Source organism: Shinella sp. JR1-6 (assembly GCF_004284735.1).
GTDB lineage: Bacteria > Pseudomonadota > Alphaproteobacteria > Rhizobiales > Rhizobiaceae > Shinella.
This window is the reverse complement of record NZ_SHMI01000003.1, coordinates 59,076-84,093: the sequence shown is the minus strand read 5'-3', so window position 1 is coordinate 84,093 and position 25,018 is coordinate 59,076. Positions and strand designations below refer to the sequence as shown.

General features: G+C 65.6%; 27 protein-coding genes. 16 read left to right on the top strand and 11 right to left on the bottom strand.

The annotated features are described in order from the left end of the window. Nucleotides 1-41: 41 nt before the first annotated feature. Nucleotides 42-677 (bottom strand): LysE family translocator, encoded by a 636-nt coding sequence (locus tag EXZ48_RS05650; protein WP_130514750.1) that lies wholly within the window; start codon nucleotides 675-677, stop codon nucleotides 42-44. A gap of 121 nt (nucleotides 678-798) precedes the next feature. Between EXZ48_RS05650 and EXZ48_RS05645 the strand changes: the two genes are divergently transcribed. Beyond that, nucleotides 799-1,500, top strand: coding sequence for a YafY family protein (locus tag EXZ48_RS05645; RefSeq protein ID WP_130514748.1), 702 nt, complete (start codon nucleotides 799-801; stop codon nucleotides 1,498-1,500). A 3-nt stretch (nucleotides 1,501-1,503) separates the two neighbouring features. Here EXZ48_RS05645 and EXZ48_RS05640 read toward each other — a convergent pair whose 3' ends face one another. The 3 genes from EXZ48_RS05640 to EXZ48_RS05630 form a co-directional block, all read right to left on the bottom strand. After that, entirely contained in the window at nucleotides 1,504-1,812 is a 309-nt protein-coding gene (locus EXZ48_RS05640; RefSeq protein ID WP_023514993.1) for a type II toxin-antitoxin system RelE/ParE family toxin, read from the bottom strand. Further along, entirely contained in the window at nucleotides 1,809-2,066 is a 258-nt protein-coding gene (locus tag EXZ48_RS05635; RefSeq protein ID WP_023514994.1) for a CopG family ribbon-helix-helix protein, read from the bottom strand. The genes EXZ48_RS05640 and EXZ48_RS05635 overlap by 4 nt, the downstream gene beginning before the upstream one ends. Nucleotides 2,067-2,185: 119 nt before the next feature. After that, the gene (locus EXZ48_RS05630) at nucleotides 2,186-2,788 is read right to left on the bottom strand and encodes a superoxide dismutase (protein WP_024270857.1); all 603 of its coding nucleotides are present in this window, start codon (nucleotides 2,786-2,788) and stop codon (nucleotides 2,186-2,188) included. Between the two features lie 208 nt (nucleotides 2,789-2,996). Here EXZ48_RS05630 and EXZ48_RS05625 point away from each other — a divergent pair, with 208 nt between their 5' ends. From EXZ48_RS05625 to EXZ48_RS05610, 4 genes are all read left to right on the top strand, one after another. Further along, on the top strand, nucleotides 2,997-3,389 hold the full coding sequence (locus EXZ48_RS05625; protein ID WP_130514746.1) for a hypothetical protein: 393 nt from the start codon (nucleotides 2,997-2,999) through the stop codon (nucleotides 3,387-3,389). 21 nt (nucleotides 3,390-3,410) lie between these two features. Continuing rightward, nucleotides 3,411-4,391: a serine hydrolase gene (locus tag EXZ48_RS05620; RefSeq protein ID WP_130514744.1), complete on the top strand. Its 981-nt coding sequence runs from the start codon at nucleotides 3,411-3,413 to the stop codon at nucleotides 4,389-4,391. A gap of 72 nt (nucleotides 4,392-4,463) precedes the next feature. Then, on the top strand, nucleotides 4,464-5,618 hold the full coding sequence (locus EXZ48_RS05615) for an MFS transporter (RefSeq protein ID WP_130514742.1): 1,155 nt from the start codon (nucleotides 4,464-4,466) through the stop codon (nucleotides 5,616-5,618). An 88-nt stretch (nucleotides 5,619-5,706) separates the two neighbouring features. Next, nucleotides 5,707-6,219, top strand: coding sequence for a ClbS/DfsB family four-helix bundle protein (locus EXZ48_RS05610; protein ID WP_130514739.1), 513 nt, complete (start codon nucleotides 5,707-5,709; stop codon nucleotides 6,217-6,219). Between the two features lie 42 nt (nucleotides 6,220-6,261). Here EXZ48_RS05610 and EXZ48_RS05605 read toward each other — a convergent pair whose 3' ends face one another. Beyond that, on the bottom strand, nucleotides 6,262-6,654 hold the full coding sequence (locus EXZ48_RS05605; RefSeq protein ID WP_023515240.1) for a hypothetical protein: 393 nt from the start codon (nucleotides 6,652-6,654) through the stop codon (nucleotides 6,262-6,264). Nucleotides 6,655-6,901: 247 nt separating this feature from the next. On the opposite strand from EXZ48_RS05605, the gene EXZ48_RS05600 reads away from it, so the two are divergent. After that, nucleotides 6,902-8,467, top strand: a complete 1,566-nt coding sequence (locus tag EXZ48_RS05600) for a helicase HerA-like C-terminal domain-containing protein (protein WP_037407989.1) — start codon at nucleotides 6,902-6,904, stop codon at nucleotides 8,465-8,467. Between the two features lie 463 nt (nucleotides 8,468-8,930). After that, complete coding sequence (locus tag EXZ48_RS05595; RefSeq protein WP_130514737.1) at nucleotides 8,931-10,457, top strand: ABC-F family ATP-binding cassette domain-containing protein; 1,527 nt, start codon at nucleotides 8,931-8,933, stop codon at nucleotides 10,455-10,457. Here EXZ48_RS05595 and EXZ48_RS05590 read toward each other — a convergent pair. From EXZ48_RS05590 to EXZ48_RS34770, 3 genes are all read right to left on the bottom strand, one after another. Continuing rightward, complete coding sequence (locus EXZ48_RS05590) at nucleotides 10,446-11,204, bottom strand: RES family NAD+ phosphorylase (protein ID WP_130514736.1); 759 nt, start codon at nucleotides 11,202-11,204, stop codon at nucleotides 10,446-10,448. The two genes, EXZ48_RS05595 and EXZ48_RS05590, sit on opposite strands and share 12 nt — an antisense overlap. Beyond that, entirely contained in the window at nucleotides 11,164-11,541 is a 378-nt protein-coding gene (locus EXZ48_RS05585; protein ID WP_050743515.1) for an MbcA/ParS/Xre antitoxin family protein, read from the bottom strand. The genes EXZ48_RS05590 and EXZ48_RS05585 overlap by 41 nt, the downstream gene beginning before the upstream one ends. Before the next feature lie 138 nt (nucleotides 11,542-11,679). Next, complete coding sequence (locus tag EXZ48_RS34770; RefSeq protein ID WP_023517002.1) at nucleotides 11,680-11,856, bottom strand: hypothetical protein; 177 nt, start codon at nucleotides 11,854-11,856, stop codon at nucleotides 11,680-11,682. Between the two features lie 241 nt (nucleotides 11,857-12,097). Between EXZ48_RS34770 and EXZ48_RS05580 the strand changes: the two genes are divergently transcribed. Beyond that, a complete protein-coding gene (locus EXZ48_RS05580) occupies nucleotides 12,098-13,972 on the top strand; it encodes a methyl-accepting chemotaxis protein (protein WP_130514734.1) in 1,875 nt (624 codons plus the stop codon). Between the two features lie 73 nt (nucleotides 13,973-14,045). On the opposite strand, the gene EXZ48_RS05575 is transcribed toward EXZ48_RS05580, so the two are convergent. After that, on the bottom strand, nucleotides 14,046-14,468 hold the full coding sequence (locus tag EXZ48_RS05575) for an organic hydroperoxide resistance protein (RefSeq protein ID WP_024270860.1): 423 nt from the start codon (nucleotides 14,466-14,468) through the stop codon (nucleotides 14,046-14,048). Nucleotides 14,469-14,582: 114 nt separating this feature from the next. Here EXZ48_RS05575 and EXZ48_RS05570 point away from each other — a divergent pair, with 114 nt between their 5' ends. From EXZ48_RS05570 to rnd, 6 genes are all read left to right on the top strand, one after another. Further along, nucleotides 14,583-15,074 carry a MarR family winged helix-turn-helix transcriptional regulator gene (locus EXZ48_RS05570; protein WP_023515241.1) on the top strand — a complete coding sequence of 164 codons (492 nt, stop codon included), beginning with the start codon at nucleotides 14,583-14,585 and terminating at the stop codon, nucleotides 15,072-15,074. Between the two features lie 100 nt (nucleotides 15,075-15,174). Beyond that, nucleotides 15,175-17,094 (top strand): PAS domain S-box protein, encoded by a 1,920-nt coding sequence (locus tag EXZ48_RS05565; protein WP_165909285.1) that lies wholly within the window; start codon nucleotides 15,175-15,177, stop codon nucleotides 17,092-17,094. Nucleotides 17,095-17,096: 2 nt separating this feature from the next. Continuing rightward, entirely contained in the window at nucleotides 17,097-17,474 is a 378-nt protein-coding gene (locus tag EXZ48_RS05560) for a response regulator (protein WP_023515243.1), read from the top strand. Between the two features lie 97 nt (nucleotides 17,475-17,571). Beyond that, complete coding sequence (locus EXZ48_RS05555) at nucleotides 17,572-18,807, top strand: MFS transporter (RefSeq protein ID WP_130514729.1); 1,236 nt, start codon at nucleotides 17,572-17,574, stop codon at nucleotides 18,805-18,807. A gap of 84 nt (nucleotides 18,808-18,891) precedes the next feature. Next, a complete protein-coding gene (locus EXZ48_RS05550) occupies nucleotides 18,892-20,277 on the top strand; it encodes a multicopper oxidase family protein (RefSeq protein WP_050743510.1) in 1,386 nt (461 codons plus the stop codon). 96 nt (nucleotides 20,278-20,373) lie between these two features. After that, nucleotides 20,374-21,519: a ribonuclease D gene (gene rnd / locus EXZ48_RS05545; RefSeq protein WP_037407995.1), complete on the top strand. Its 1,146-nt coding sequence runs from the start codon at nucleotides 20,374-20,376 to the stop codon at nucleotides 21,517-21,519. Between the two features lie 103 nt (nucleotides 21,520-21,622). Here the strand turns inward: rnd and EXZ48_RS05540 are convergent, their stop codons facing one another. Beyond that, a complete protein-coding gene (locus EXZ48_RS05540) occupies nucleotides 21,623-22,030 on the bottom strand; it encodes a DUF2000 family protein (protein ID WP_023515247.1) in 408 nt (135 codons plus the stop codon). On the opposite strand from EXZ48_RS05540, the gene EXZ48_RS05535 reads away from it, so the two are divergent. Then, nucleotides 22,029-22,919: an AraC family transcriptional regulator gene (locus EXZ48_RS05535; protein ID WP_130514727.1), complete on the top strand. Its 891-nt coding sequence runs from the start codon at nucleotides 22,029-22,031 to the stop codon at nucleotides 22,917-22,919. The two genes, EXZ48_RS05540 and EXZ48_RS05535, sit on opposite strands and share 2 nt — an antisense overlap. A 107-nt stretch (nucleotides 22,920-23,026) precedes the next feature. After that, on the top strand, nucleotides 23,027-24,385 hold the full coding sequence (locus tag EXZ48_RS05530) for an esterase-like activity of phytase family protein (protein WP_130514725.1): 1,359 nt from the start codon (nucleotides 23,027-23,029) through the stop codon (nucleotides 24,383-24,385). Between the two features lie 44 nt (nucleotides 24,386-24,429). Here the strand turns inward: EXZ48_RS05530 and EXZ48_RS05525 are convergent, their stop codons facing one another. Next, complete coding sequence (locus EXZ48_RS05525) at nucleotides 24,430-25,014, bottom strand: DUF922 domain-containing Zn-dependent protease (protein ID WP_130514723.1); 585 nt, start codon at nucleotides 25,012-25,014, stop codon at nucleotides 24,430-24,432. Nucleotides 25,015-25,018: the final 4 nt, after the last annotated feature.

Below are 25,018 nucleotides of genomic sequence, written 5' to 3'. Positions count from 1 at the left end.
TAAAATATTTTTGAAAACCAAAATGATGGGTGTTCACACACTCACACCGCCCCCCAGCCCCGCCACACCGTAGCCACCGCGATCGCCACGAGCAGCACGCCCGCGGCGCGGCCGACGAGGCGGGTGGCGGCAGGATTGCCGGTCAGGGCATCACGGCTGCGGGCGGCGGCGAGCGCGAGGCCGCCATAGACGGCAAGCTGCGTGGCCCAGATCATCAGCAGCATGACCAGCGCCTGACGCCACAGCGGGCCGAACTCCGGGCGCAGGAACTGCGGGAAGACCGCGAGCATGAAGAGATAGGCCTTCGGGTTCATCAGGCTCGTCAGCGCGCCCTGGCGAAAGCGGGTCGCAAGGCCGCGCCGGTCGAGACTGCCGACAGCGTCCACCACGATCGAGGAGCGGAAGAGCTGCCAGCCGATGAAGGCGACATAGGCGGCGCCGAGAAGCAGCAGGCCGTTGAACAGGCCCGGCGCGAAATGCAGGAGCATGCCGACGCCGAGCGCCGCATAGAGCGTATGCACGAGGCCGCCCGCCATGATGCCGAAGGTCGCCGAGAGCCCCGCCTTGCGCCCGCCGGAAAGGGAGCTCGCCAGCACGAAGACCATGTCCATGCCGGGCACGATGATGATGCCGGAGACGAGCAGGAAGAAGAGCCAGAGGTTTTCGCTGTAGGTCATGTCAGTTGTCCATTGCCGGTGCACGCCCGGAAGCCCATTGCTCCCTTGTGTTTCAAGCGCTTGAAGCGTGCTATAGCGAAAGCCAACTGACAGGGATGTGTCAGTTGTGAAGGGGACGACCATGCGCAAGGCCTCCCGGCTCTTCGAGATCATCCAGATCCTGCGCCTTGCCCGCCATCCGGTGACGGCGGCCGAGATCGCCGCGCGGCTGGAGGTGACGGTGCGCTCGATCTACCGCGACATCGCCGCCCTGCAGGCGATGCGCGTGCCGGTGGAAGGCGAGCGGGGCATCGGCTATATCCTGCGCCCCGGCTTCGACCTGCCGCCGCTGATGTTCTCCATCGAGGAGACCGAGGCCGTGGTGCTGGCGCTGGCGCTTCTGGAGCGCACCGGCGATGCGGAGCTGAAGGCGGCCGCCCGGCGGGTGGGCGACAAGATCGCCGGCGCGGTGCCGCCGCCGCTGCGCCAGACGTTCTCGGCCCGCGCCCTGCACGCCTGGGGCACCACGCCGCGCCAGCCCGAGGGCATCGACCTTGCCGCGGTGCGCCGGGCGATCCGCGACGAGGAGACGCTGCGCATCGACTACCGCGACGAATATGGCCGCGCCAGCGAACGCACCATCCGCCCCATCGCCCTCATCTACTATTCCGAGACCGCCAACATCGTCGCCTGGTGCGAGCTGCGCGAAGCCATCCGCAACTTCCGCGCCGACCGGGTGGAGGCCTGTGAAGCGACTGGCCTGCATTTTCGCGGCGAGGGCGACAGGCTGCGGCAGCTGTGGATTGCCGGCTGGGTGGAGAGCCGGCGGCAGGAGGCGGGGTGAACGCTATTCCGGCCATTCCTTCGCCCGCCAGTTGCGTGCGGTGTGAATGACGCGAAGGATGAAAAGGGTTTCCTGACCATCTTTCATATCGAGGCTGTAGGCGATGATGTAGGGCAATCCGCGCACGGATTTCTCATAGGTTCCGCCGACACGCCCCGGTCGACCGATCGGCCGCTCGCCGAGCAGGAGCGCGGCGGCATCGATGCGGCCGGCGACCGAACGGGCGGCTGCGGGATCGTCGCGCGCGATATGACTTATCTGCCGTTTGAGATCTTCGAGAGCGGAAAGCGACCAGCGGACGGGCCGCCTCACGGGCAATCGCGCTCAGCCGCGTCTATGATAGACGCGAGTTCGGACAGGGCCTCCTCATGGGAAACCGTGCGTCCCTGGCGAACGTCTTCCAGGCCCTGGTTGACGCCCTCGACGATCGCAAGCTCCCGGGCGACATAGGTGGAGACCGCCTCCTCCGCGAGAAAGGAGCGGCTGCGCCGAGTCTCGGCGGCCAACCGGTCGAGTTTTTCCTTGAGGTCCGCACTGACGCGGATCGTCATCGTCGTGCTAGGCATATTCGTTACCTGCGTTCGCTTATTTACATTCTAACACAAATGGCAGGACACCTCCAAGGCAAGGAAAAACCCCGGCCGTTTCCAGCCGGGGTTTCCTGATTTCGAAAGCGAAGAACGCCTTACTTCGTAGCGGCTTCGTAGCGCTCCAGGACGTAGTCCCAGTTGATCAGGCTGTCGACGAAGGCCTCGAGGTACTTCGGGCGGGCGTTGCGGTAGTCGATGTAATAGGAATGCTCCCAGACGTCGACGCCGAGGATCGGGTTGGCGCCGTGCACGAGCGGGTTTTCGCCGTTCGGGGTCTTGGAGATGGCGAGCTTGCCGTCCTTGACGGAGAGCCAGGCCCAGCCGGAGCCGAACTGCGTGGTGCCGGCGGCGACGAAATCGGCCTTGAACTTGTCATAGCCGCCGAGATCGCTGTCGATCGCCTTCTGCAGGGCGCCCGGCAGGCTCTTGCCGCCGCCACCCTTCTTCATCCACTTCCAGAAATGGACGTGGTTGTAGTGCTGGCCGGCATTGTTGAAGAGGCCCTGGTTGGTGCCGTAGGACTTCTTGACGATCTCTTCCAGCGAGAGGTCCTGAAGGCCCGCTTCCTCGGCCAGCTTGTTGCCGTTGTCGACATAGGCCTTGTGGTGCTTGTCATGGTGATATTCGAGCGTTTCGCGCGACATGAAGGGCGCGAGCGCGTCGTAATCGTAGGGAAGCGGCGGAAGTTCGAAAGCCATCGTGGTGTCTCCTCTTGGCGACGGAATTTTTTCAATGAAATCCGTGAGCGGAACATAGGAGCGGCGACCGGAAGTGGCAACCGCCCGGGTTCCAATTTTTCCTGACATGCGACAAAATCCTTCCCGTTTCCCGTGTCAGATCAATGACGAATGGAACCGGAAGCGATTCCGGACATTTTGTCCGACACCCCTGACACGGAGCCTGCCCATGCATCTTCGCCTGCTTTCCGCCCTTCCGCTTCTCCTCGCCGCCCCGCTCGCCCATGCCTCCTCGCCCGATGCCTGGGAGGAATTCCGCGCCGACGTGGAGAAGAGCTGCCTGGCGAGCCTGCCGGAAGCGCTCGGCACGCCGAACGTCTTCGTCGAGCCGACAGGCACGCAATCCTTCGGACTTGCGGCAATCGAGGGGCTTTCGCCGGAATCGAAGAGTCAGATCACCTATCTCTGCATCTACGACAAGGAAAAGAAGACCGTGGAGGTCTCCCCGCCCATCGCGGCCGAGTTCCTGCATGTGGTGCGCGAAAGCGAGCGCGAGGCGGCAGCGGTAGAAAAGGCCAAGACGGGCGACAACAAGACGGTGGACGAGGCCGGCCAGGAATAGCGCCGCGCGACCGCCGCCCCGCTGCGGCAGCAGTGTTTCTATCCGCGCCTCCCGCCGGAAGCGCCGTCGTGCAAGACTTGGCCACTGACTCCTCATCCGCCGGGAGGCGCTGTTGGACGATCTCAACGCCCTGCTTTCTTCCGGCGGCCCCTGACGGCACTGCTCGCCGTCAGGGGCCGCGAGGTGGTTTTTGCCCGCGGCTTCCATGCCCATCGCTCGAGCGTCGCCTCGGTGCGCAAGTCCCTGATCGGCATCCTCTACGGCATCGCCGTTGCGGCCGGTGAAATCGACATCCACGCCACGCTCGACGCGCTCGGCATCGACGATCTCTCGCCGCTGACGGCGCAGGAGAAGCAGGCGACTGTCGCCGACCTCATGAAATCGCGCTCCGGCGTCTACCATCCCTGTGTCTACGGCATGGAGCCGAGCCGCCCGGTGCGCGGCAGCCACGCGCCGGGGACCTTCTGGTACTACAACAACTGGGATTTCAACGCCCTCGGCACGATCTACCGACAGGAGACCGGACGCACGCTCGCAGCGGCCTTTCGGGAGCAGGTCGCCGAACCGCTTCAGATGCAGGATTTTGCGGCCGAGGATGTTTCCGATGTCTTCGGCCCGCAATCGCGTCACCCCGTCTACAAGATGCGTCTTTCCGGCCGGGATCTGGCGCGCATCGGTAGGCTGGTCCTCGAAGGCGGCCGCTGGGAAGGCCGACAGGTCGTGCCGGAGGCGTGGGTGGCGGAGAGCACGCGGCCGCTGACCGATCTCGGCGGCGGGCGCGGCTATGGCTATCTCTGGTGGTCGGCGGAAGCGAACGCGCCGGGCGACGACCTCGCGACGGACTGGCCCATCGTCTATGCCAGTGGCGCCGGCGGGCAATATATCATCGTTATTGCGGCGCTCGACCTCGTCGTGGTGCACCGGGCGGCGGATGTCGACAACGGCATCAGCCATGCACGGATGGGACAGATCCTCCGCGCCCTGCTGCGCACCATCGTCTGACCCGCCCCTTCCCAAACAGGGGCCCGATCCGGTATGGAGAAGCGCGCGCCGGTGCGGCGCCGGGAGCCCTTCATGCAGTCCTCGTCGTCAACCGTCTTCTCGCCGGACTGGCCGGCCATTGCCGCCGTCATTCTCGGCGTCACCGCCTTTTCCGTGGCGCAGGGGCTCACCTATCCGCTGATCTCGCTGACGCTGGAGGCGCGCGGTTTCTCGCCGGCGCTGATCGGCGTCAACGCGCTCGCCTTCGCCACCGGCCTTGCCGCCTCGACGCTGCTCCTCGGCAGCCTGACGGCGCGCTGGCGGGCCGACCGGCTGATCATCGCCAGCCTCGTCGGCTGCTCGCTCTGCCTTGCCACCTTCGCGGCCTCCTCCTCGTTTGTGGTCTGGTTCGTCGCCCGCTTCCTGCTCGGCTTCTTCGCCAGCCTCATCTTCATGCTCGGCGAAGCCTGGCTCAGCGCCGCCTGCCCGGACCGGCTGCGCGGCCGGGTCTCCGGCATCTACGGCGCCGGCATGTGCGCCGGTTTTGCCGCCGGCCCGCTCGCCATTCCACTGCTCGGCAGCGAGGGCGGGCTCGGCTTCGCGTTGACCGCCGTCTATCTCGCCATCGTCGCTTTTGCGACCGCCATGCTGATGTTCTCGACAAGGACGGTGCCGGAGCCATCGTCCACAAGCGACGTCTTCCGCTTCTTCAGGGCGGCACCGCTGCTCGTCGGCATGGTCTTCGTCTTCGGCTTCGCCGACATCGCCGCCATCTCGGCCATGCCGGTCTATTTCGTGAAGATGGGGCATACGGAGGCCTTTGCGGCGATCAGCGTGACGGTGCTGGCGCTGCCGACGGCGATCGCCCAGCCCTTCATCGGCCTGCTGCTCGACAAGCTGCCGCGCGAACGCGTCGCCATGGCGGCCGTCAGCACCGCGGCGGCGAGCTATCTCATCCTGCCGTCGATGCAGTCGGAAATCGCCATCCTCTCGGTCTTCGCGCTGATGGGCACGGCCACCTTCTCGCTCTACACCTGCGCGCTCACCATGCTGGGCGAACGCTACAGCAGCGCCATGCTGGTGGCCGGCGCCGCCGCCTTCGCCCTCGCCTATGCGGCGGGCAGCGGGGCAGGCTCGGCACTGACCGGCGCAATCATGGAGGCCGGCGGGCCGAAGGCCGGGCCGCTCTCCGTCGGCATCGGGCTGACGCTCTTCACCGCCGCCCTGATGCTGGCACGCCGGCGCTGAGCCCCTCCCGATCCGGCCGCCGCGATTTGACGCATGTCGCCGGCGAAAAACCGCTGTAGGCTCCTGAACGACAGATTTCAGGGGTATCATGGCCGTTCCGCAGGACAAGGCCGCGCTGATCGCGGCCATAGACACCGAATTCGGCAAGCTTCTGAAAACGCTGGCGGAGGTTCCGGAGACGCGTGTGCACGAGCGCACGATGGAGGGCCATGCCAAGGACACGCGGATGAGCCCCTTCGACCTCGTCGCCTATCTGACGGGCTGGAACGAGCTGGTGCTGAAATGGCTTGCGCGAGACGCCGCCGGTGCGCCCATCGACTTTCCGGAAACCGGATTCAAATGGAACGAGCTTGGCAGGCTCGCCGGAAAATTCTACCGCGACTACGAGGGCCTGCCCTATCCGCACCTGCTGAACCGGCTGCAAGCCGCCAAGCAGGCAATTCTCGCCGCGGTGGAGCGGAAGAACGACGCGGCACTCTACGGACGCCCCTGGTATGAAAAATGGCCTATGGGCAGGATGATCCAGTTCAACACCGCATCCCCCTATGCCAATGCGCGCGGCCGCCTGCGCAAGTGGCTGAAATCTCCGCCATCCGGCTGAGGCGGGAGGCCATCCCGCCGGCGCGGGATGGCGAAGGCCCGATCAGACGAACTGGCTGAGGCCCGGTACGGAGGCGACGACCTCGTCGACAACGTCGGCGCCGGCATGCTCGCGGGCGACCGCCATGGTTTCCTTGGCAAGGCCGGTGATCTCGCCCATGCCGAGGCCTTCGCTCATAAGCTGCTGACCGAGACCCATGACGCCGCCGCCGCCGATGGCGCTCATCAGGCCGCCAAGCAGACCGCCCCCGCCCGTGCCTTCGCCGTTATACTGGGCGACCAGCTCGGAGGCGCCCGGAATGGCCTCGATCATGCGGGCGACCGGGCCGTCGGCGGCCTCGCGCTGCAAGAAGCCGAGCATCATGCCGATGGCCTTTTCCGCCAGGGCGGCATCGATACCGACGGCATCGGCAACGCGGGTGACGAGTTCGTTCATGGAAAATCCTCCGAAAGGGAATTGACGTTGACGTCAAGGTAAATGAATTCCCCGGCAAACTCAAGCCGGCTGCACGGGGCGTCCACGACCGGGCGGGCGCGCTTTGAAAGCGTGTTGTTCCCGTGCGGGACTATCCTTATAACCTGCCTGAGACGATTCAATGAAAACCTGCCCGGCGCGGCGATCCGCCCGTGGGCAGTGATCGGGTCAGAACGGCTTTCGAAGGAGTTTCAACGTGACGGAATCCATTCTTCAGGACGGAAAACTCTATATCGGCACCAGCCGCAAGCCTGACGATACGAACAACAAGCCGGAATATCTGGAGCTGAAGTTCGGCAACCGCCACGGCCTCGTGACGGGCGCGACGGGCACCGGCAAGACGGTGACGCTGCAGATCCTCGCCGAAGGCTTTTCCAATGCCGGCGTGCCGGTGTTCTGCGCCGACGTGAAGGGCGACCTCTCGGGCATCGGCGCCATCGGCGAGGCCAAGGACTTTTTGCAGAAGCGCGCCGACCAGATCGGCCTTTCGCCCTACGAATTCCAGCAGTTCCCGGTGATCTTCTGGGACCTCTACGGTGAGAAGGGCCACCGCGTCCGCACCACCATTTCCGAGATGGGCCCGCTGCTGCTCTCGCGCCTGATGAACGCGACGGACGCGCAGGAAGGCGTCATCAACATCGCCTTCAAGATCGCAGACCAGGGCGGACTGCCGCTGCTCGACCTGAAGGATTTCCAGGCGCTGCTCAACTATATGGGCGAGAACGCCTCGACGCTCTCCAGCCAGTTCGGTTTCATCTCCAAGGCCTCCGTCGGCTCGATCCAGCGCGAATTGCTGATCCTCGAACAGCAGGGCGCCGAGCAGTTCTTCGGTGAGCCGGCGCTGAAGATCTCCGACATCATGCGCACCACCAATGACGGACGCGGCGCGATCTCGGTCCTGGCGGCCGACAAGCTGATGATGAACCCGCGCCTCTACGGCACGTTCCTGCTCTGGATGCTCTCGGAACTGTTCGAGGTGCTGCCGGAAGTGGGCGATCCCGACAAGCCGAAGCTCGTCTTCTTCTTCGACGAGGCGCATCTTCTGTTCAACGACGCGCCGAAGGTGCTCACCGAGCGCGTCGAACAGGTCGTGCGCCTCATCCGCTCCAAGGGCGTCGGCGTCTACTTCGTCACGCAGAACCCGCTCGACGTGCCGGAAACCGTGCTCGCCCAGCTCGGCAACCGCGTGCAGCATGCGCTGCGCGCCTATACGCCGCGCGAGCAGAAGGCGGTGAAGACCGCGGCCGACACATTCCGCCCCAACCCGGATTTCAATTGCGCCGAGGTCATCACCAATCTCGGCACCGGCGAGGCGCTCGTCTCGACGCTCGAAGGCAAGGGTGCGCCTTCCATGGTGGAGCGCACGCTGATCCGCCCGCCGGCCTCGCGCCTCGGCCCGGTTACCGAGGCCGAGCGCAAGGAGATCATGGGCGTCAGCCCCGTCGCGGGCCTCTATGACGAGGATTTCGACCGCGAATCCGCCTACGAGATCCTCACCGCCCGCGCCAAGAAGGCCGCCGAAGCCGCCGCCGCGCAGGAGCAGGCGGAAGAGCAGCAGGCAGACACCCCGTCCTCCGGCGGCAGCCGCTGGACCCTGCCCGGTTTCGGCGACGACGAGCCCGCCGCCCAGCCCGCCCCCAAGCAGCCGAAGGCCCGCTCCGGCTACCAGCGCGAGACCGTCGCGGAAGCGGCGATGAAGTCCGTGGCGCGGACCGTCGCCTCCTCGCTCGGCCGGGCGCTGGTGCGCGGCATCCTCGGCAGCCTGCGGCGGTAGGCGCTGCGGGCGCGGCGCGGCCCCTCATCCGGCTGCCGCCACCTTCTCCCCGCAGGCGGGGAGAAGGGGATGCCGATCCGGTTTCCCGCAAGAGGGGCCGGCGGAAATAGGACGGGACCTTGCCACAAATCCCTTCGCCCCGCTTGCGGGGAGAAGGTGGCGGCAGCCGGATGAGGGGCGCCTCCCCCCGCTTGCCAAACACCGCAGGCCAATGCTATCCCTCCCCCGTTCGCAACACGTAAGAGAGGGCTGCGCGTGAAATACGAATTTCTGCCACACCGTACGCACGGCCCTGATCTTGCCCTGCAGATGCGTTTGCAGGGCTGATCGGAACGAACACACTCTTCTTCTGGTCCGCCTTACCCGGCGGATGCGCTCACTCCGCATCCGTGTCCCCTGAGCCTTTTCGCGTGATCGACGGCCGATGCCGCGCCGCGGGGCTCCGAAGACCAGAGATCGTTCCATGTCGCTCATCAATATCCGCGCCCTCGGCGTCACCGTCTCCACCCCGCTTTTCGCCAATCTCAACCTCGCCGTCGCCGCCGGCGACCGGATCGGCCTCGTGGCGGCCAACGGGCGGGGAAAATCCACCCTGCTCAAATGCATCACCGGCGCATTCGAGCCGACGACAGGCGAGATCACCCGCGCGCGCGGCCTCACCGTCGGGCATATGGAGCAGAACCTTCCGACCGGCCTCGACGCGCTGACCTTCCGCGAGGCCGTGCTCGGCGCGCTTTCTGCCGAACAGCAGGAGAGCGAAAGCTGGCGGGCCGATGTCACGCTGGAGGAGCTGGAGGTGCCCGAGACGCTGCGCGAGCGGCCGCTCCGCCAGCTCAGCGGCGGCTGGCAGCGCATCGCGCTGATCGCCCGCGTGCGCGTCGGCGAGCCGGACGTGCTGCTCCTCGACGAGCCGACCAACCATCTCGACCTCTCGAAGATCGCCCGGCTGGAGGGGTGGCTCGCCAGCCTGCCGCGCGACATGCCGGTCGTCATCTCCAGCCACGACCGCGCCTTCCTCGACGCCGTGACCAACCGCACGCTGTTCCTGAGGCCCGAGCGCTCGCAGCTCTTCACCCTGCCCTATTCGCGCGCCCGGGCGGCGCTCGACGAGGCGGACGCGGCCGAGGAGCGGCGCTTCGAGAAGGACATGAAGGTTGCCCAGCAGCTGCGCCAGCAGGCCGCCAAGCTCAACAATATCGGCATCAACTCCGGCAGTGACCTCCTGGTGGTCAAGACCAAGCAGCTGAAGGAACGGGCCGAGCGGATCGAGGATGCCGCGCGCCCCGCCCACCATGAGCGCTCGGCCGGCGCCATCCGCCTCGCCAACCGCGGCACCCATGCCAAGGTGCTGGTGACGCTGGAGGACGCCGCCGTGGAGACGCCGGATGGCACCCTCCTCTTCCGCACGGACCAGAAGTTCATCTGCCAGGGCGACCGCATCGTGCTGCTCGGTCTCAACGGGGCCGGCAAGACGCGGCTCGTCCAGCGGCTGCGCGCGGCGATCGCGGCAGCGGGCGCCGGTCAGGAGGGTATCAAGGCGACGCCCTCGCTGGTGCTCGGTTATGGCGACCAGGCACTTTCGGACCTTTCGGACGCCGAGACGCCGCGCGGTACGATCATCCATCGCTTCGACATCGGCGACCAGCGGGCGCGCAGCCTTCTGGCCGGCGCCGGGCTCTCCATCGAACAGCAGGGGCGGCCGGTCGGCCAGCTCTCCGGCGGGCAGAAGGCGCGGCTCGGCATGCTGGTGCTGCGGCTGACCAATCCGAACTTCTATCTGCTCGACGAGCCGACCAACCATCTCGACATCGAGGGCCAGGAGGCGCTGGAGCGGGAGCTGACGGCAAACGAGGCGAGCTGCCTCATCGTCTCGCACGACCGCGCCTTCGTGCGGTCGGTGGCCAACCGCTTCTGGGTGATCGAGAAGCGGCGGCTCATCGAGGTGGACGGACCCGAGGACTTCTTCGCCGAGGCGGCCCTATCCGCCTGAAACGATGCGCGGGTCACCACGAAAATCCTCGCGGGAGAAGCCGATGCGGCGCGGCGGGTGGTCGCACAGCGCCTGCACGCCAAGCCGCGAAAGCCGGATGCGCCAGGTCTGGCGCTCCACCGGCTTTGGCGCAGCGAAGGCAGAGGCGGTGAGAAGTGCCATGTTGGTGCCGCCGGCCGGATCGCGCACCGAGCGATAGAGGATGGCGGCAAGGCCGGCCGCCCGCGCGCCGTCGGCCAGCGACTGGCAGGCGGCGTAGTCGGTCGGGTGCGTCCACACGGCCGCATCGCGGTCGAGCGGTGGGGCGGTAAGATCGAGCGCCCCGCCGGTCTCGACCAGGGCGGAAAACGCGGTGTAGTCGGCAGCGTTGGCCGGCAGCGGCGTTGCGGGCGATTCGGCGAAGAACAGCAGCCGGTAGAAGGCCATTTCGGAAAGCGCCGTCTCGACGGAAAACCCGGCATAATAGATGCCGAGCGTGCGCCCGGCGCGGCGGAAATGCGAGCCGTGCGGATAGACGGCGCCGTAGCGGAACGGGGTCGCGAGCAGATAGTCGAGACCGGCGCATTCCGGCGGCAGCACCGGCTTGCTCTCCTCCAGGAGGTCCTCCAGCAGCGCCTGCTCGTCCAGCGTATCGACGAGTTTCAGCGTCGAGACGCGGTGCTGCGCCTCGACGAAACGCCAGACGGGCCCCGCAAAGGGCCGCGCCTCAGACGAGAGCGCGGCGGGCGTCCAGATAGGCGAGGACATCGACGAGGCCGGAAATGGAAACGATGCGGTCGACAGGGCGTTCGCCGAGCACGGTGTTGTCCGCCGTCATCCAGGCGCGGGCGACAGCCTCGTCGCCACCGGTGACGGCATCGAGCGAGCGGAAGAGGCGCACGAGCAGCACCGCCAGCTCGAACGGCTTGGTGCCACGCTCCAGAAGCACGTCCTGCCGCTTCAGCCGGGAGACCGTCGCCTCCGAGACGCCGATGACCGCCGAGAGGATGCGCGCCGTCAACCCCAGCCGCTCCGCCGCATTGACGGCCGCCTTGGTGAGCACGGCGCCTTCGGCATTGGCCTTTGCGATGGGCTTGCGTTGCATGGCGCGATCTCCTTTCATGAGAAACAATATAGCAATTCTTTTTCTCATGACAAGCTGATCGAATACCCTCCCTGCACGACAAAAGGCCCGGAGGCTGGGGCTCCGGGCCTTTCGCTCAAAGGTCTGTGCCGGGGACGCTTACTTGCAGACCTTGATCTTCTTGATGATGACGTTGCCGTAGTAGTCGTAGGACTTCACCTTCTTGATGAAGCAGTGCGGCTTGTAGCCATAGCTGTAATATCCGGCCTGCGAGGGGGCCGCGAAGGAAACGGCGGCAACGAGGGCAACGGTGGCGGAAACGATGATCTTGCGCATGGGGTCTCTCCTCATCTCTCTTGGATGAGCCTCTCTCATCCGGTGACCAGAAGGTCTCACATCGCCGCGCCCGCCGCTGTTTCGCATGGAACAGGGCCCGCGGGCCGGCCACGCCACAGCGGATGAGCGATTACCGAAAGGTAAATACAACCATAATTAGATCTTTCTAAATTTAATATATGCTAAATAAAATTTCTCTACCGTTTACCATCTCCACGGTTCAGAACGGTAAGGCCTTCCCATGCAGATCTCCACGAAACTCAGTGCGGTGACGCTCGTCCTGACGCTGCTGCTCGCCGGCGCCACGCTTTCCACCTATCTCGTTCTCAATGCCATGTCGGCCTCGATGAGCACCATCGTCGTCGACCGGCTGCAACCCGCCGCAAGCCTGAAGAAGGTCGGCGACCTCTATGCCGTCAACATCGTCGACACCGCCCACAAGGTGCGCAGCGGCGCGCTCGGCTGGGAGGAAGGGCAGCGACTGAACACGGAGGCGCTGGCGACCATCCAGACGATCTGGGACAGCTATGCCGCCTCCTACCTCACCAATGAGGAGCGCGGCCTCGTCGGCCAGATGAGCGCCGAAATGCAGAAGCAGGCCGGCAGCATCCAGGACCTCATCGCGATCCTGAAGGCCAGGGACAAGGCGGCGCTCGATGCCTATGTGGAAACGCGGCTCTACCCGACGATCGACCCGATCGGCACCTATGTCGCGGCCCTGGTCGACCTGCAGATCCGCGTCGGCGAGGAGGAATTCGCCAAGGCCAGCGCCACCAAGACCTTCAACCTCGTCCTGCTGTCGATCTTCGGCGCGGTGGCGCTCGCCGTCTCCGCCCTCGCCTTCTGGATCATCATCGCCGGCGTCTCGCGCCCGCTGAAGACGATCACCGCGATCATGCAGACGCTCGCCCGCGACGTCACCGATTTCGAGGTGCCGTTCCGCGGCCGCAAGGACGAGATCGGCAGCATTGCCGGCGCGGTCGAGATCTTTCGCCAGTCGGCGATCGACAAGCACCGGCTGGAGCGCGCGCCCGAGGCAACCCGCCTGCAGGCGGAGGCCGACCGGGTGCGCCTGCAGGACGAGGCGGAGGCGGCCGCGCAGAAACGCCTGCAGGAGGCGACCGCCGGTCTTGCCACCGGCCTGCGCCGCCTTGCCGCCGGCGACCTCTCCTTCCGGCTGAACGATGCCTTCGCGCCGGATTTCGAGCAGCTGCGCAGCGACCTCAATGCCGCCGTGGGCCAGCTCGGTGAAGCGCTCGGCGCCGTCGCGCAGTCGGTCGAGGAGATGGATACGGGCACCCGCGAGATCAGCCACGGTGCCGACGCGCTCTCCCGGCGCACCGAGCAGCAGGCCGCCTCGCTCGAGGAAACCGCCGCCGCGCTCGACGAGATCACCGCCAATGTCGGCAATTCGACGCGGCGGGCGGAAGAGGCCCGCACGGTGGCGGTGGAAGCCAACGGCTCGGCCAGCCATTCCGGCGAGATCGTCGCGAGGGCCGTCAACGCCATGCAGCGCATCGAGCAGTCTTCGGGCCAGATCTCCAGCATCATCGGCGTGATCGACGAAATCGCCTTCCAGACCAACCTTCTGGCGCTGAATGCCGGCGTCGAGGCCGCGCGCGCCGGGGAAGCCGGCAAGGGCTTTGCCGTCGTCGCCCAGGAGGTGCGCGAGCTTGCCCAGCGCTCCGCCCAGGCGGCAAGGGAGATCAAGGAGCTCATCCGCAACTCCGAAACCGAGGTGCGCAACGGCGTGAAGCTGGTCAGCGACACCGGCGAGGCCCTGCAGGCGATCGGCGGCCATGTCGCGACGATCAACCAGCACATGGAGGCGATCGCCGTCTCCGCCCGCGAACAGTCCGTCGGACTCTCGGAGATCAACACGGCCGTCAACCAGATGGACCAGACGACGCAGCAGAATGCCGCCATGGTGGAGGAAACCAACGCCGCCTCCGCAACGCTGGTGGCGCAGGCCGAAAAGCTGCGGCAGCTGATCGGCCGCTTCACGCTCGCGCAGCCGGCCCGCGTGGCACAGGCCGCACCGCAGCGCATGGCGCAGGCCCGGCCCCGCCTTTCCGGCAACACGGCCCTGAAGGCGGAGAGCTGGGAAGAGTTCTGACCTGCCCCAAGGACACAAAAAGGCCGCCCGGGACATGTTCCGGGCGGCCTTTTTCGTTTGGCTCGCAAGCCGATCAGACGACGGTGGTCTTGACGTCCAGATTGCCGCGGGTGGCGTGGCTGTAGGGGCACACGACATGGGCCTTCTTGGCGAGGTCCTCGACCACGGCCTTGTCGACGCCGGGCACGGAGACTTCGAGCGCGGCTTCGAGGCCGAAACCGCCGCCATCTTCGCGCGGGCCGATGCCGACAGTCGCCGTGACCTTGGCGTCATCGGGGATCTTTACCTTTTCCTTGCCGGCGACGAACTTCAGCGCGCCGAGGAAGCAGGCGGAATAACCGACAGCGAAGAGCTTTTCCGGGTTGGCGCCGGCCGCGCCGTCACCACCGAGTTCCTTCGGCAGGGTGAGCGTGACGTCGACGGTGCCGTCTTCGGTTGCGCCATGGCCGGCGCGGCCGCCGGTTGCAGAAGCCTTGGTTCTGTAGAGAATGGGCATGGGATGTCTCCTTCCGGGTTTCGTTGCTGATGAAATCTAGATAGCGCAAAATTAGATTGCGCGCAATATGATTTTGCAAATTGCAATTTTGGCCGTTTGTGCGACAATGGCACCATGACCGACAAACGTGACGAAGCTGAGACGGACGATATCCCCGCGGGCATGCTGGCCCTCGACCAGCAACTCTGTTTCGCCGTCTATTCGGCCGCCCATGCGCTGAACCGCACCTACAAGCCGCTGCTCGATCCCTATGGCCTCACCTATCCGCAATATATCGTGCTGATGACGCTGTGGGAGGAGGACGGGCGCACGGTGAAGGCGCTGGGCACGACACTCGGCCTTGATTCCGGCACGCTTTCCCCTCTCCTCAAGCGGCTGGAGGCAGCCGGCTACATCCACCGTGCCCGCGACCGGAGCGACGAGCGTCAGGTCCTCATCACCCTCACCGACAAGGGCCATGCGATGAAGCGCGAGGCCGTGGCGATCCGCATGCAGATCGGCAAGGCGACGGGCTGTTCGGTCGAGGCCCTGCAGGCCCTGACCGCGGATCTGCAAACCCTCACCGGGCAGCTCGACACCGGCACGACGCGGGACGATGCCGCCTGACCGGCGGAGATTTTACCGTATCCTCCCCCTACGGCACCTGTTCGCGATGCAACCTTCACGCTAGAGTGCGCGCGGCGGTCGAACCGCGATGGGGGCACTCTTGAATTCTGCATGGTCCTGGCAAAGGGCGAACGTCGCGGCGGGCCTTTGGTGCATCGTCGTGGGCACCGTCATGGTGGCGATCTGGCTTGCGGAGCCCATCGACCTGGCGAAGCGCCATCCCTACCTGTTCGGCATGAAGTTCAATGCGGCCCTCGCCTTCGCCATCGTCGGGCTCGCGCTCCTTCTTTCCACACGCGGCCTCGCGCGCCTGCCGGCATTGATGATGCTGCCGGTCTTCCTCTATGGCGCGCTGGCCCTCTCCCAGCATGTCTTCGGCATCGATGCGGGCATCGACACGCTGCTGCACACGCCCTTCGTCGATATCGGCACCAGCCTGCCGGGGCGGATCGCCCCCAACACGGCGCTCTGCCTGATGCTGGTCAGCCTGGCTCTGGCGCTGCGGGCCCTGTCCGGCCGCAACAGCATGATGCAGATAGCGCTCGGCTTCGTCACCTTCATCATCGCGGCGGCCGCCCTGATCGGCTACGCGATCTCGCTGGACTTCGCCCACGACTGGGTGCGCTTCACGCGCATGTCCTTCCAGAGCGGGAGCTGCTTCGTCGCCGTCAGCGTCGCGCTTATCTTCGTGGGCACGGAAGAGACCGGCCAGGACCGGTTGACGCTTGCCGGCGTGCTCGGCCTTGCCACCTACCTTCTCCTGCTCGGCATGGCCTATTACGAGCTGGAGCGCTACGAGGCCTCGTTCGGCATCACCTTCTCGGGCGACGGCACGAATGCCCGCGCGACGCTCTCCTCGCTGGTGCTGATCTCCGGCCTTCTCTACGGCGCCCTCGTCGCGCACCTCTATTTCTCGTCCCGCCGTGCGCGGCGCATGGCAGCGGATCTCGCAGAAAGCCGCGCCCGGCTCACGGCCATCATCGACAACGCGGTGGACGGCATCATCACCATCGACGACCGCGGCCTCATCCTCTCGGCCAACCCGGCCTGCACGCGCATCTTCGGCTTTTCGCCGGAGGAGATGATGGGGCGCAACGTCAAGATGCTGATGCCCGAGCCCTATCACGGCGAGCACGACCGCTACATTTCCAACTACAACCACAGCGGCGAGGCGAAGATCATCGGCATCGGCCGCGAGGTGGAGGGCCGGCGCAAGGACGGCAGCATTTTCCCGCTCGACCTTGCCGTCGCCAAGCTGGAGCTCGACGGCGCGGTCATCTACAGCGGCATCGTGCGCGACATTTCCGAGCGCAAGGCGAGCGAGCAGGCGCTGATCGAGGCGAATGCCGAACTGGAGGAGTTCGCCTACCGTACCTCGCACGACCTGCGCTCGCCGATCGCCTCCTCGCTCGGCCTGCTCACCATTTCCAGGGACATGCTGGCGGAAGGCGAAATCACGGCGCTCGGCCAGACATTGCAGCGCATGGAGAAGAATTTCCGCCGGCTCGACCACCTGATCCAGAACATCATCACCATCACCCGCAACCGGCTGATGGAGGAGGAAGAGCGGCCCATCGCGCTGCGGGCGCTCGTGTCCGAGGCGATCGACGCGCTGTCACATCTTGAGGATTCCAAGCGGATCCACATCGAAAATCATGTGCCGGCGGAATTGACAATCCTAAGCAAGCCGTCGAAATTCCAGGTCATCGTCGGCAACATGCTCTCCAACGCGGTCAAGTATCACGACCCGAAGGAAGCCGAGCCGGCGATCGACATCCGCGCCTTCCGCTATGCCGGCAAGCTGCGGCTGTCGGTGGAAGACAACGGCCTGGGCGTTCCGCCCGCAAGCCGCCATTTGTTGTTCAAGATGTTCAAACGGCTACACCCGAACCGATCCTTCGGCAGCGGGCTCGGCCTCTACATATTGAGAAAGAGCACGGAAGCCCTCGGCGGCACGGCGCTCTATGAAGCTAGAGATAAGGGCAGCCGGTTCATCATAGAACTGCCCGACGGGGACTGAGCATGAATATCCAATCGATCCTGATCGTCGATGACGATGAGAACGACCAGTTCATCTGTGAATACACCATCCGCAAATATGATCCGTCGATCCGCATCCTGAAGGCGTTCGACGGTGCGGAGGCGCTCGACATCCTGCACCGCGAGACGCCCAACGCCATCATCCTCGACATCAACATGCCCGTCATGAACGGCTTCGAATTCCTCGATCGCTATGCCGAGGAATTCGAGGTGCACGCCCCCGTCGTCGCCATGCTGACGAGCTCCCATCTCGGCAAGGACCGCGAACGGGCGATGCAATACAGCTTCGTGAAAAGCTATTTCGAAAAACCTCTGCAGGCCGATCACCTGCGCATCATGGCGGAACTGCTCGACGAATAGCGCCGGCGGGAGGGGCGCCGGTCCGGATTGCATACAATTTCCGCGCCCGCCCCGCTTTCCCTCTCCCATTCAGGAAATCCTTCGCCATAGTGGCCGCATGTCCACGATTCGCCCCCTGATTCCCCTTCTCGTCACCGCAGGCATCCTGATCGGAGGGAACGGGCTGCAGGGTACGTTCATCGCGCTGCGCGCCTCGCAGGAAGGCTTTTCCACCTCGGTCATCGGCTTCGTCGGCGCGGGCTATTCCATCGGGTTTGCCATCGGCTGCATCTATGTGACGCGCGTCCTGCGCGCCATCGGCCATATCCGCACCTTCTCCGCCATGGCGGCCATCGCCTCGGCCTCGGCGATCGCCATGCTCCTGGTCGTCGACCCGATCTTCTGGTTCGCCATGCGGCTCGTCGCCGGCATCTGTTTCGCCAGCCTCTTCGCCACCGTCGAGAGCTGGCTGAACGCCGCCGTCACCAATGCCAACCGGGCGCGCACCCTCTCGATCTACCGTCTCGTCGACCTCGGCTCCGTGACGGCGGCACAGTATCTCATCCCGGGCATCGGCATCGGCGGCTTCGAGCTCTTCGCCATCGTCGCCATGTCGCTGTCGCTGTCGCTGGTGCCGATCTCGCTTGCCGACCGCTCCAGCCCGACGGTGCCGGAGGCGATCCGCTTCGAAGTCAAGAAGCTCTGGAACATCTCGCCGCTGGCGACCGTCGGCTGCATCGTCGTCGGCCTCACCAATGCGGCCTTCCGCAATCTCGGGCCGATCTACGCCCACGACATCGGCCTGACGGTGACGGCGATCGCCAGCTTCATGAGCGCCGGCATCGTCGGCGGCGTGGTGCTGCAATATCCGCTTGGCCTCTATTCCGACCGGCTCGACCGGCGCCTGATCATCCTCATCGCCACCTTCGGTTCGGCACTTGCCGCGCTCTACCTCGCCATCTTCGCCGGCGGCGACGAACTGAAGAACCTTGTCGGCATCTTCGTCTTCGGCGCCTTCGCCATGCCGCTCTATTCGCTCTGCTCCGCCCATGCCAACGATCATGCGGGCGAAGGCGAACATGCGCTGGTTTCCGCCGGCATGCTGTTCTTCTGGTCCTGCGGGGCGATCATCGGCCCGCTCTTCGCCTCGGTTCTGCTGCAGTTCTTCGGCCCGCAGGCGCTGTTCCTCTACACCGCCGTCGTCCTCGTCGCCTTCATGGCCTATACGGCGCTGCGCATGAGCGCCCGCCCGGCCGTGCCCGCCGGCGCGCGGCGCAGCCGCTTCCGCAACCTCCTGCGCACCTCCTTCTTCTTCAACAAGCTCGCCGACAAGGACCGCAACGGCGAGCCGTGAGCCTGCGGCAATGTGGTCGAGCGGCACTTATTGCTGAGCCATGCCCTCAGGTTTAGAAGCAAGGGACGCACCGGAGGGACTGCCATGCTGACACGCCGCACGCTGATGAAGGGCGCACTCGTCGCCGGGGCCTATGCCGGCGGCGTCGGGCTGGCCGGCCGCTATGGCGGGCTGGCGAAGGCGGCAGCGTCGACAACGCTCGTCGCCCGTCCCGGCGAGGCGATGCTCACCGGCAAGGGCCCGACCAGGGGCGTCATGACCTATGGCGATGCCGAGATTCCGCCGGTGCTGCGCATGCGGCGCGGCGAAGCCTTTGCGCTGCGCCTCGACAACAGGCTCGACGAGCCGACGACGATCCACTGGCACGGGCTTCGCATCGACAACAAGATGGACGGCGTGCCCTTCCTGACCCAGCCCTATGTCTATGGCGGCGACGGGTTCGACTATGCCTTCACCCCGCCCGATGCCGGCACCTTCTGGTACCATCCCCACTGCAACACGCTGGAACAGATGGGCCGCGGCCTTGCCGGGCTCATCGTGGTGGAGGACCCGGCAGATCCGGTCTTCGACGCCGAGATCGTGCTCAACCTGCGCGACTGGCGGCTCGGCGGCGACGGCCAGTTCATCGCCCAGTTCAAGCCGCGCGATGCCGCCCGGGCCGGCACCTTCGGCACGGTGCGCACCGCCAACTGGCGGCAGTCGCCGCAATATGACGCGCCGGCCGGCGGCCTCGTGCGCCTGCGCCTTGCCGCGACCGACGTCACCCGCATCCTTGCGCTCCAGGTGGAAGGCGCGGAGGCCACGGTCATCGCCCTCGACGGCAATCCGGCGGCGACGCGCTTTGCGCTCGACCATCTGCTGATCGGCCCCGGCCAGCGGCTCGATCTCGCGCTGCGCATGCCCGACATGGAAGGCGCCGTCGCGGCGCTGAAGGACCTGCGCGGCACGAAGCCGGCAACGCTCGCCACCTTCCGCGCCACCGGCGCCTCGCTGAAGCGCGACGCGCGCGACCTGCCGTTGCTTTCGCAAAATCCGCTGCCCGAGCCGGACCTTTCCGCCGCCACCGAAATCCCCTTCATCCTCAGCGCCTCGGCGGAGGAGCGGCCGAAGGACGGCATCTGCGGCTCGCTCGGCTACAATTTCTGGGCCATCAACAAGGTGCCGTGGGCGGACGACACGGGCGACCCGACCGCCCCGCTCGCCGAGATGAAGGCGGGCCGGACCTATATCTTCAATGTCGAGAACCCGACGCCGCAGGTCCACCCCCTCCACCTGCACGGCCTCGTCTTCCGGCCGATGAATTCCAACAAGCAGGCGATCCGCCCGCATTTTTCCGACACCTACCTTATCCTGCCGGACGAGAAGGTGCAGCTCGCCCTCGTCGCCGACAATCCGGGCGACTGGGTGTTTCATTGCCACATCATCGAGCACCAGAAGACCGGCATGACGAGCTATGTGCGGGTGACCTGACATCCGGAGGGCCAAGTTTTCGATTGTGGCAAAACCGTGGAACGTCTAAAGCTGCCCGATCCAAGAACGAGAAAGTCCGCCCGAGCCGCTATGCAGATCATCGAGACCACCGCAGCCCTTGCCGAAGCCTGTGAGACACTCGCCCGGTCCGAGTATCTGACCATCGACACGGAGTTCCTGCGGGAAACCACCTTCTGGCCGGAACTCTGCCTGATCCAGCTGGCGGGACCAGAGATCGAGGTGATCGTCGATCCGCTGGCCAAGGGTCTCGACCTCGCCCCCTTCTTCGCCCTGATGGCGAACCCGGCGGTGCTGAAGGTGTTCCATGCCGCCCGACAGGACATCGAGATCATCGTCAACCGCGGCGACCTCATTCCGCATCCGATCTTCGACACGCAGGTTGCCGCCATGGTCTGCGGCTTCGGCGACAGCGTGTCCTACGACCAGCTCGTCCAGAAGATCAAGAGCGTGCATATCGACAAGTCCTCGCGCTTCACCGACTGGAGCCGCCGGCCGCTCACCGAAAAGCAGCTCGAATATGCGCTGGCCGACGTGACGCACCTGCGCGACGTCTATCTCGCGCTCAAGGAGAAGCTGGAGGCCGCCGGCCGCTCGCTGTGGCTGACCGAGGAAATGGCGGTCCTGGAATCGCGCGAGACCTACGACCTGCATCCGGACGACGCCTGGAAGCGGCTGAAGATGCGCGTCAAGAAGCCGATCGAGCTGGCGGTGCTGCAGAAGGTCGCCGCCTGGCGCGAGCGCGAGGCGCGCGGCCGCAACGTGCCGCGGTCGCGCATCCTGAAGGACGACACGATCTACGAGATCGCCCAGCAGCAACCGGCCGATGCCGAGGCGCTGGCGCGCCTGCGCACCATTCCCAAGGGCTGGGAGCGCTCACAATCGGGTGCCGCCCTGCTGGAGGCCATCAACGAGGCGCTCGCCATTCCGAAGACCGACCTGCCGCGCCTGCCCCGACAGGCCCACGTGCCGGAGGGGGCTGCCGCGGCCAGCGAAATGCTGAAGGTGCTCCTGAAGATCGTCTCGGAGAAGGAAGGCGTCGCCGCCAAGATCATCGCCAACAGCGACGATCTGGAAAAGATCGCCGTCGACGGCGAGAAGGCCGAGGTCGCCGCCCTCTCCGGCTGGCGCCGCGAGCTCTTCGGGGAAACAGCCCTCAACCTCATCACCGGCAAGGTGGCACTGCGCTTCGTCGACAAGAAGATCGAGGCGGTCGCACTTTAGCGCATTTCCAGCCGAAGCGAGATCGCTTCGGCGTCGGATAATGCGGTAAAAACAAGAATCCAGGGCATTTCCGGTAAACCGGAGTTCGCTGGAAATGCCCCAGTCAGGCGTGCAGCTTCGCTCCCTTGGTGATGCGGTCGACCGTCTTCTTGTCGGCGTGCACCGCGATGCCGACGACCTTGGCGTCAGCGGGCCCGAATTCTGAAAAGACGGCGCGGTTGGCGGCGTCGTGGCCGGTCGCAAACATTTCCTCGATATAGACGGAGGCCGGGACGTCGCGTTCCAGCGCCCGGGCATGGATCTTCGACAGCGTCGTTCCGTCCCCCGACAGCACGATGACCGGCTGCACGCTCAGCGCATTGTAGACATTGCCGGCCGCATCGCGATAAGCTTCGCCGATCAGCTCCGGTTTCCGGCCGATGACGCCGCCGGACAGGAAGGCGGTCACGTTCAGCTTCTGCCAGACCTCCAGGTCCTCGCGCAGGACAATGGCGAACTTGGTATCGAACATGCAGGTATACTCCCGGGAAGAGGCTGCGGACCATTCCGCGGCCAATGCGATAGCAGGCGCGGTCGAAGGCCCGCTTGAACGTTCGTGCACGGAAAGGGACCGCATCCTCGTGGCGCCGGAACTCGCCGGCATCGAACGCATCGAGGCGCGCTTCCACGGCAAGGGCTTCGAGCCGCACCGGCACGACACCTATGCGCTCGGCGTCACAATGGCCGGCATCCAGACCTTCTCCTACCGCGGCGAGGCCCGCTTCAGCCCGCCCGGCAACGTGATCGTGCTGCATCCCGACGAGATGCATGACGGGGGCGCGGCCACCGAGGACGGCCTCACCTACCGCATGATCTACATCCCGCCGGAGCGCTTCCTGCCTGCGACCGCCGCGCGCGGGCGTACGCTGCCCTTCGTCGCCGCGCCCGTCATTGACGATCCGAAGCTGGCGGGCCTGCTGCTGGACGCCATCGGCAGCATGGATGCGGCAATCGAACCGCTGAAGCTCGACGAGCTGCTGGGAGAAATCGCCGGCCTTCTGCTCGACCATGCCGGCGCGCCGCAGGCGAAGATGGGCCGGCTCGCCCATTCGGAGGTGCGTCGGGCCTGCGATTTCCTCAGGGAAAACCTTTCCCGGCAGGTGAACTCCGCGGAGCTCGAACAGGTGACCGGACTGGACCGCTTCGCGCTGTCCCGGCAGTTCCGCCAGCTGCTCGGCACCAGCCCGCACCGTTATCTCGTCATGCGCCGGCTGGAGCGGGCAAAAACCCTGATCGCTGCGGGGGAAAGCATCGCTGAAGCCGCCTTTGCCAGCGGCTTTGCCGACCAGGCGCATCTCAACCGCCACTTCAAGAAGGCGCTCGGCATGACGCCCGGCCGCTTTGCGGCGCTCGCCATCTGATCCCAGAAATCCCCCGGACCGTCACGAAAGCGACAAGCAACTGTCAAGCAGCAGTCATGTGCGCCCCCTATCAACGGCCTCGTTTTGCCAACCCGATGGGGATATTCATGACCAGACATCTTTTTTCGACCGCCGCGCTCGCACTCCTGATGGCAACCGCCGCCGGGGCCAGCGACAAGGAATTTCCGGCCACGCTGAAGGCCCATGCGATCCTGCCGGCCAACACGATCATCGCCGCCCCGGCCGATGCCGCCACCTATCTGAAGACCTCGGGCAAGTTCACCACCGCCGACCGCAAGCGCACCGAGGCGCTCGGCACCGTCATGGGCAAGGACGGCGTGCGCCAAACCGGTCTGTCGCTGCCCTTCGACGGCCAGCCGATGCAGGGTTTCTCCGGCATCAAGACCATGGAGGACGGCTCGTTCTGGACGCTTTCCGACAACGGCTTCGGCAACAAGCTGAACTCCACCGACGCCATGCTGATGCTGCACAATGTGCGCTTCGACTGGGACAAGGGCACGATGGAGCCGGTCAAGACCGTCTTCCTCTCGGACCCGGATAAAAAAGCGCCGTTCCCGATCGTCATGGAAGGCGCTGAAAAGCGCTATCTGACGGGCGGCGACTTCGACGTAGAATCCATCCAGCCGGTTGCCGACGGCTTCTGGGTCGGCGAGGAATTCGGCCCCTACATCCTGAAATTCGACCTCGACGGCAAGCTCACCGACGTGATCGCCACCGAAGTGGACGGCAAGCCGGTCACCTCGCCGGACAATGCAACGCTCGCCGTGCAGGCCGATCCCACCAAGAAGATGCCGGCCTTCAACCTGAAGCGTTCCGGCGGCTATGAGGGCCTGGCGCTCTCCAAGGACGGCACGAAGCTCTACGGTCTCCTGGAAGGCCCGATCTGGGTGGACAGCGAGAGCGTCGAGCAGGCAGACGGACGGCCTGCGCTGCGCATCATCGAGCTCGACGTCGCCTCCAGGGCGTGGACGGGCCGCAGCTGGCTCTATCCGCTCGCCGAGGGCAGCGAGGCGATCGGCGACTTCAACATGCTGGACGAAACGACCGCGCTGGTGATCGAACGCGACAACGGCGTCGGCACCGCGGACAAGGCCTGCGCCGACGCCAAGGACCCCAAGCCCGACTGCTTTGCCACCGCCTCGAAGGTCAAGCGCATCTACAAGATCGCCATGACCGACGAGAACGCCGGCAAGGCCGTGCGCAAGATCGGCTATATCGACCTCCTGAAGATCGCCGACCCCGACAACAGGAAGCGCCAGGGCGGCGGCGAAGGCTTCTACGACATGCCGTTCCTGACGATCGAGAATGTCGACCGCATCGACGAGACCCACATCATCGTCGGCAACGACAACAACCTGCCCTTCTCCGCCGGCCGCGCCCTCGACAAGGCCGACGACAACGAGTTCGTGCTCATCGAAGCGGGCGACCTGCTGAAGGCCGAGTGAACATCTGCGGCGGCGCCTCCGGGCGCCGCTGCTCCCCTTGATGTCTAGCGCGGATCGACCAGATGCAGGATGAGCTGGTGGACGTTGCCGCCGTCGTTGAGTTCGACCTGGTCGAAGTCGCGGCTGCGGGTGCGCTGGGCCTGGGAGAGTTCGCCGAGCTTTGCCTGAAGCTGCGGGCGGATCTTCTGGCAATTGGGATCGTTTTCGACCGTCATGCCGACGCTCGCCGCCTCGATCTCCTTCACCATGTCCCTGATGAAATCGCCATGCACCTTCTCATGGGCGGTCACGCCGGCAATGAAGGTGTCCCAGCGGCTTTTCAGCGGCTCGGAGAGCTTCGTCTTCAGCTTGGGCAGCGTATAGGTGATGATCAGCTTCGGCCTGTTGACCGTGATGGTGCAGGCATTGCCTTGGCGCTCGTACTTGCGCGTCCAGGTAAGCTTGAAGCCGGTATGGGCGATGACGCGGGCGACGCCGAGCTTCGGACCGCGCGCGCCGATCGACTGGTAGATCTCGAGCCCCGTCGAACCCGCGACGCTGTAGGGCTCGACGCGCTCGACCGCCTGCCATTCCTGCGCAGCCGCGCTTGCGGCAAAGAACAGGGCTGAAAGAAGGATCAAGGCTCTCATCGCG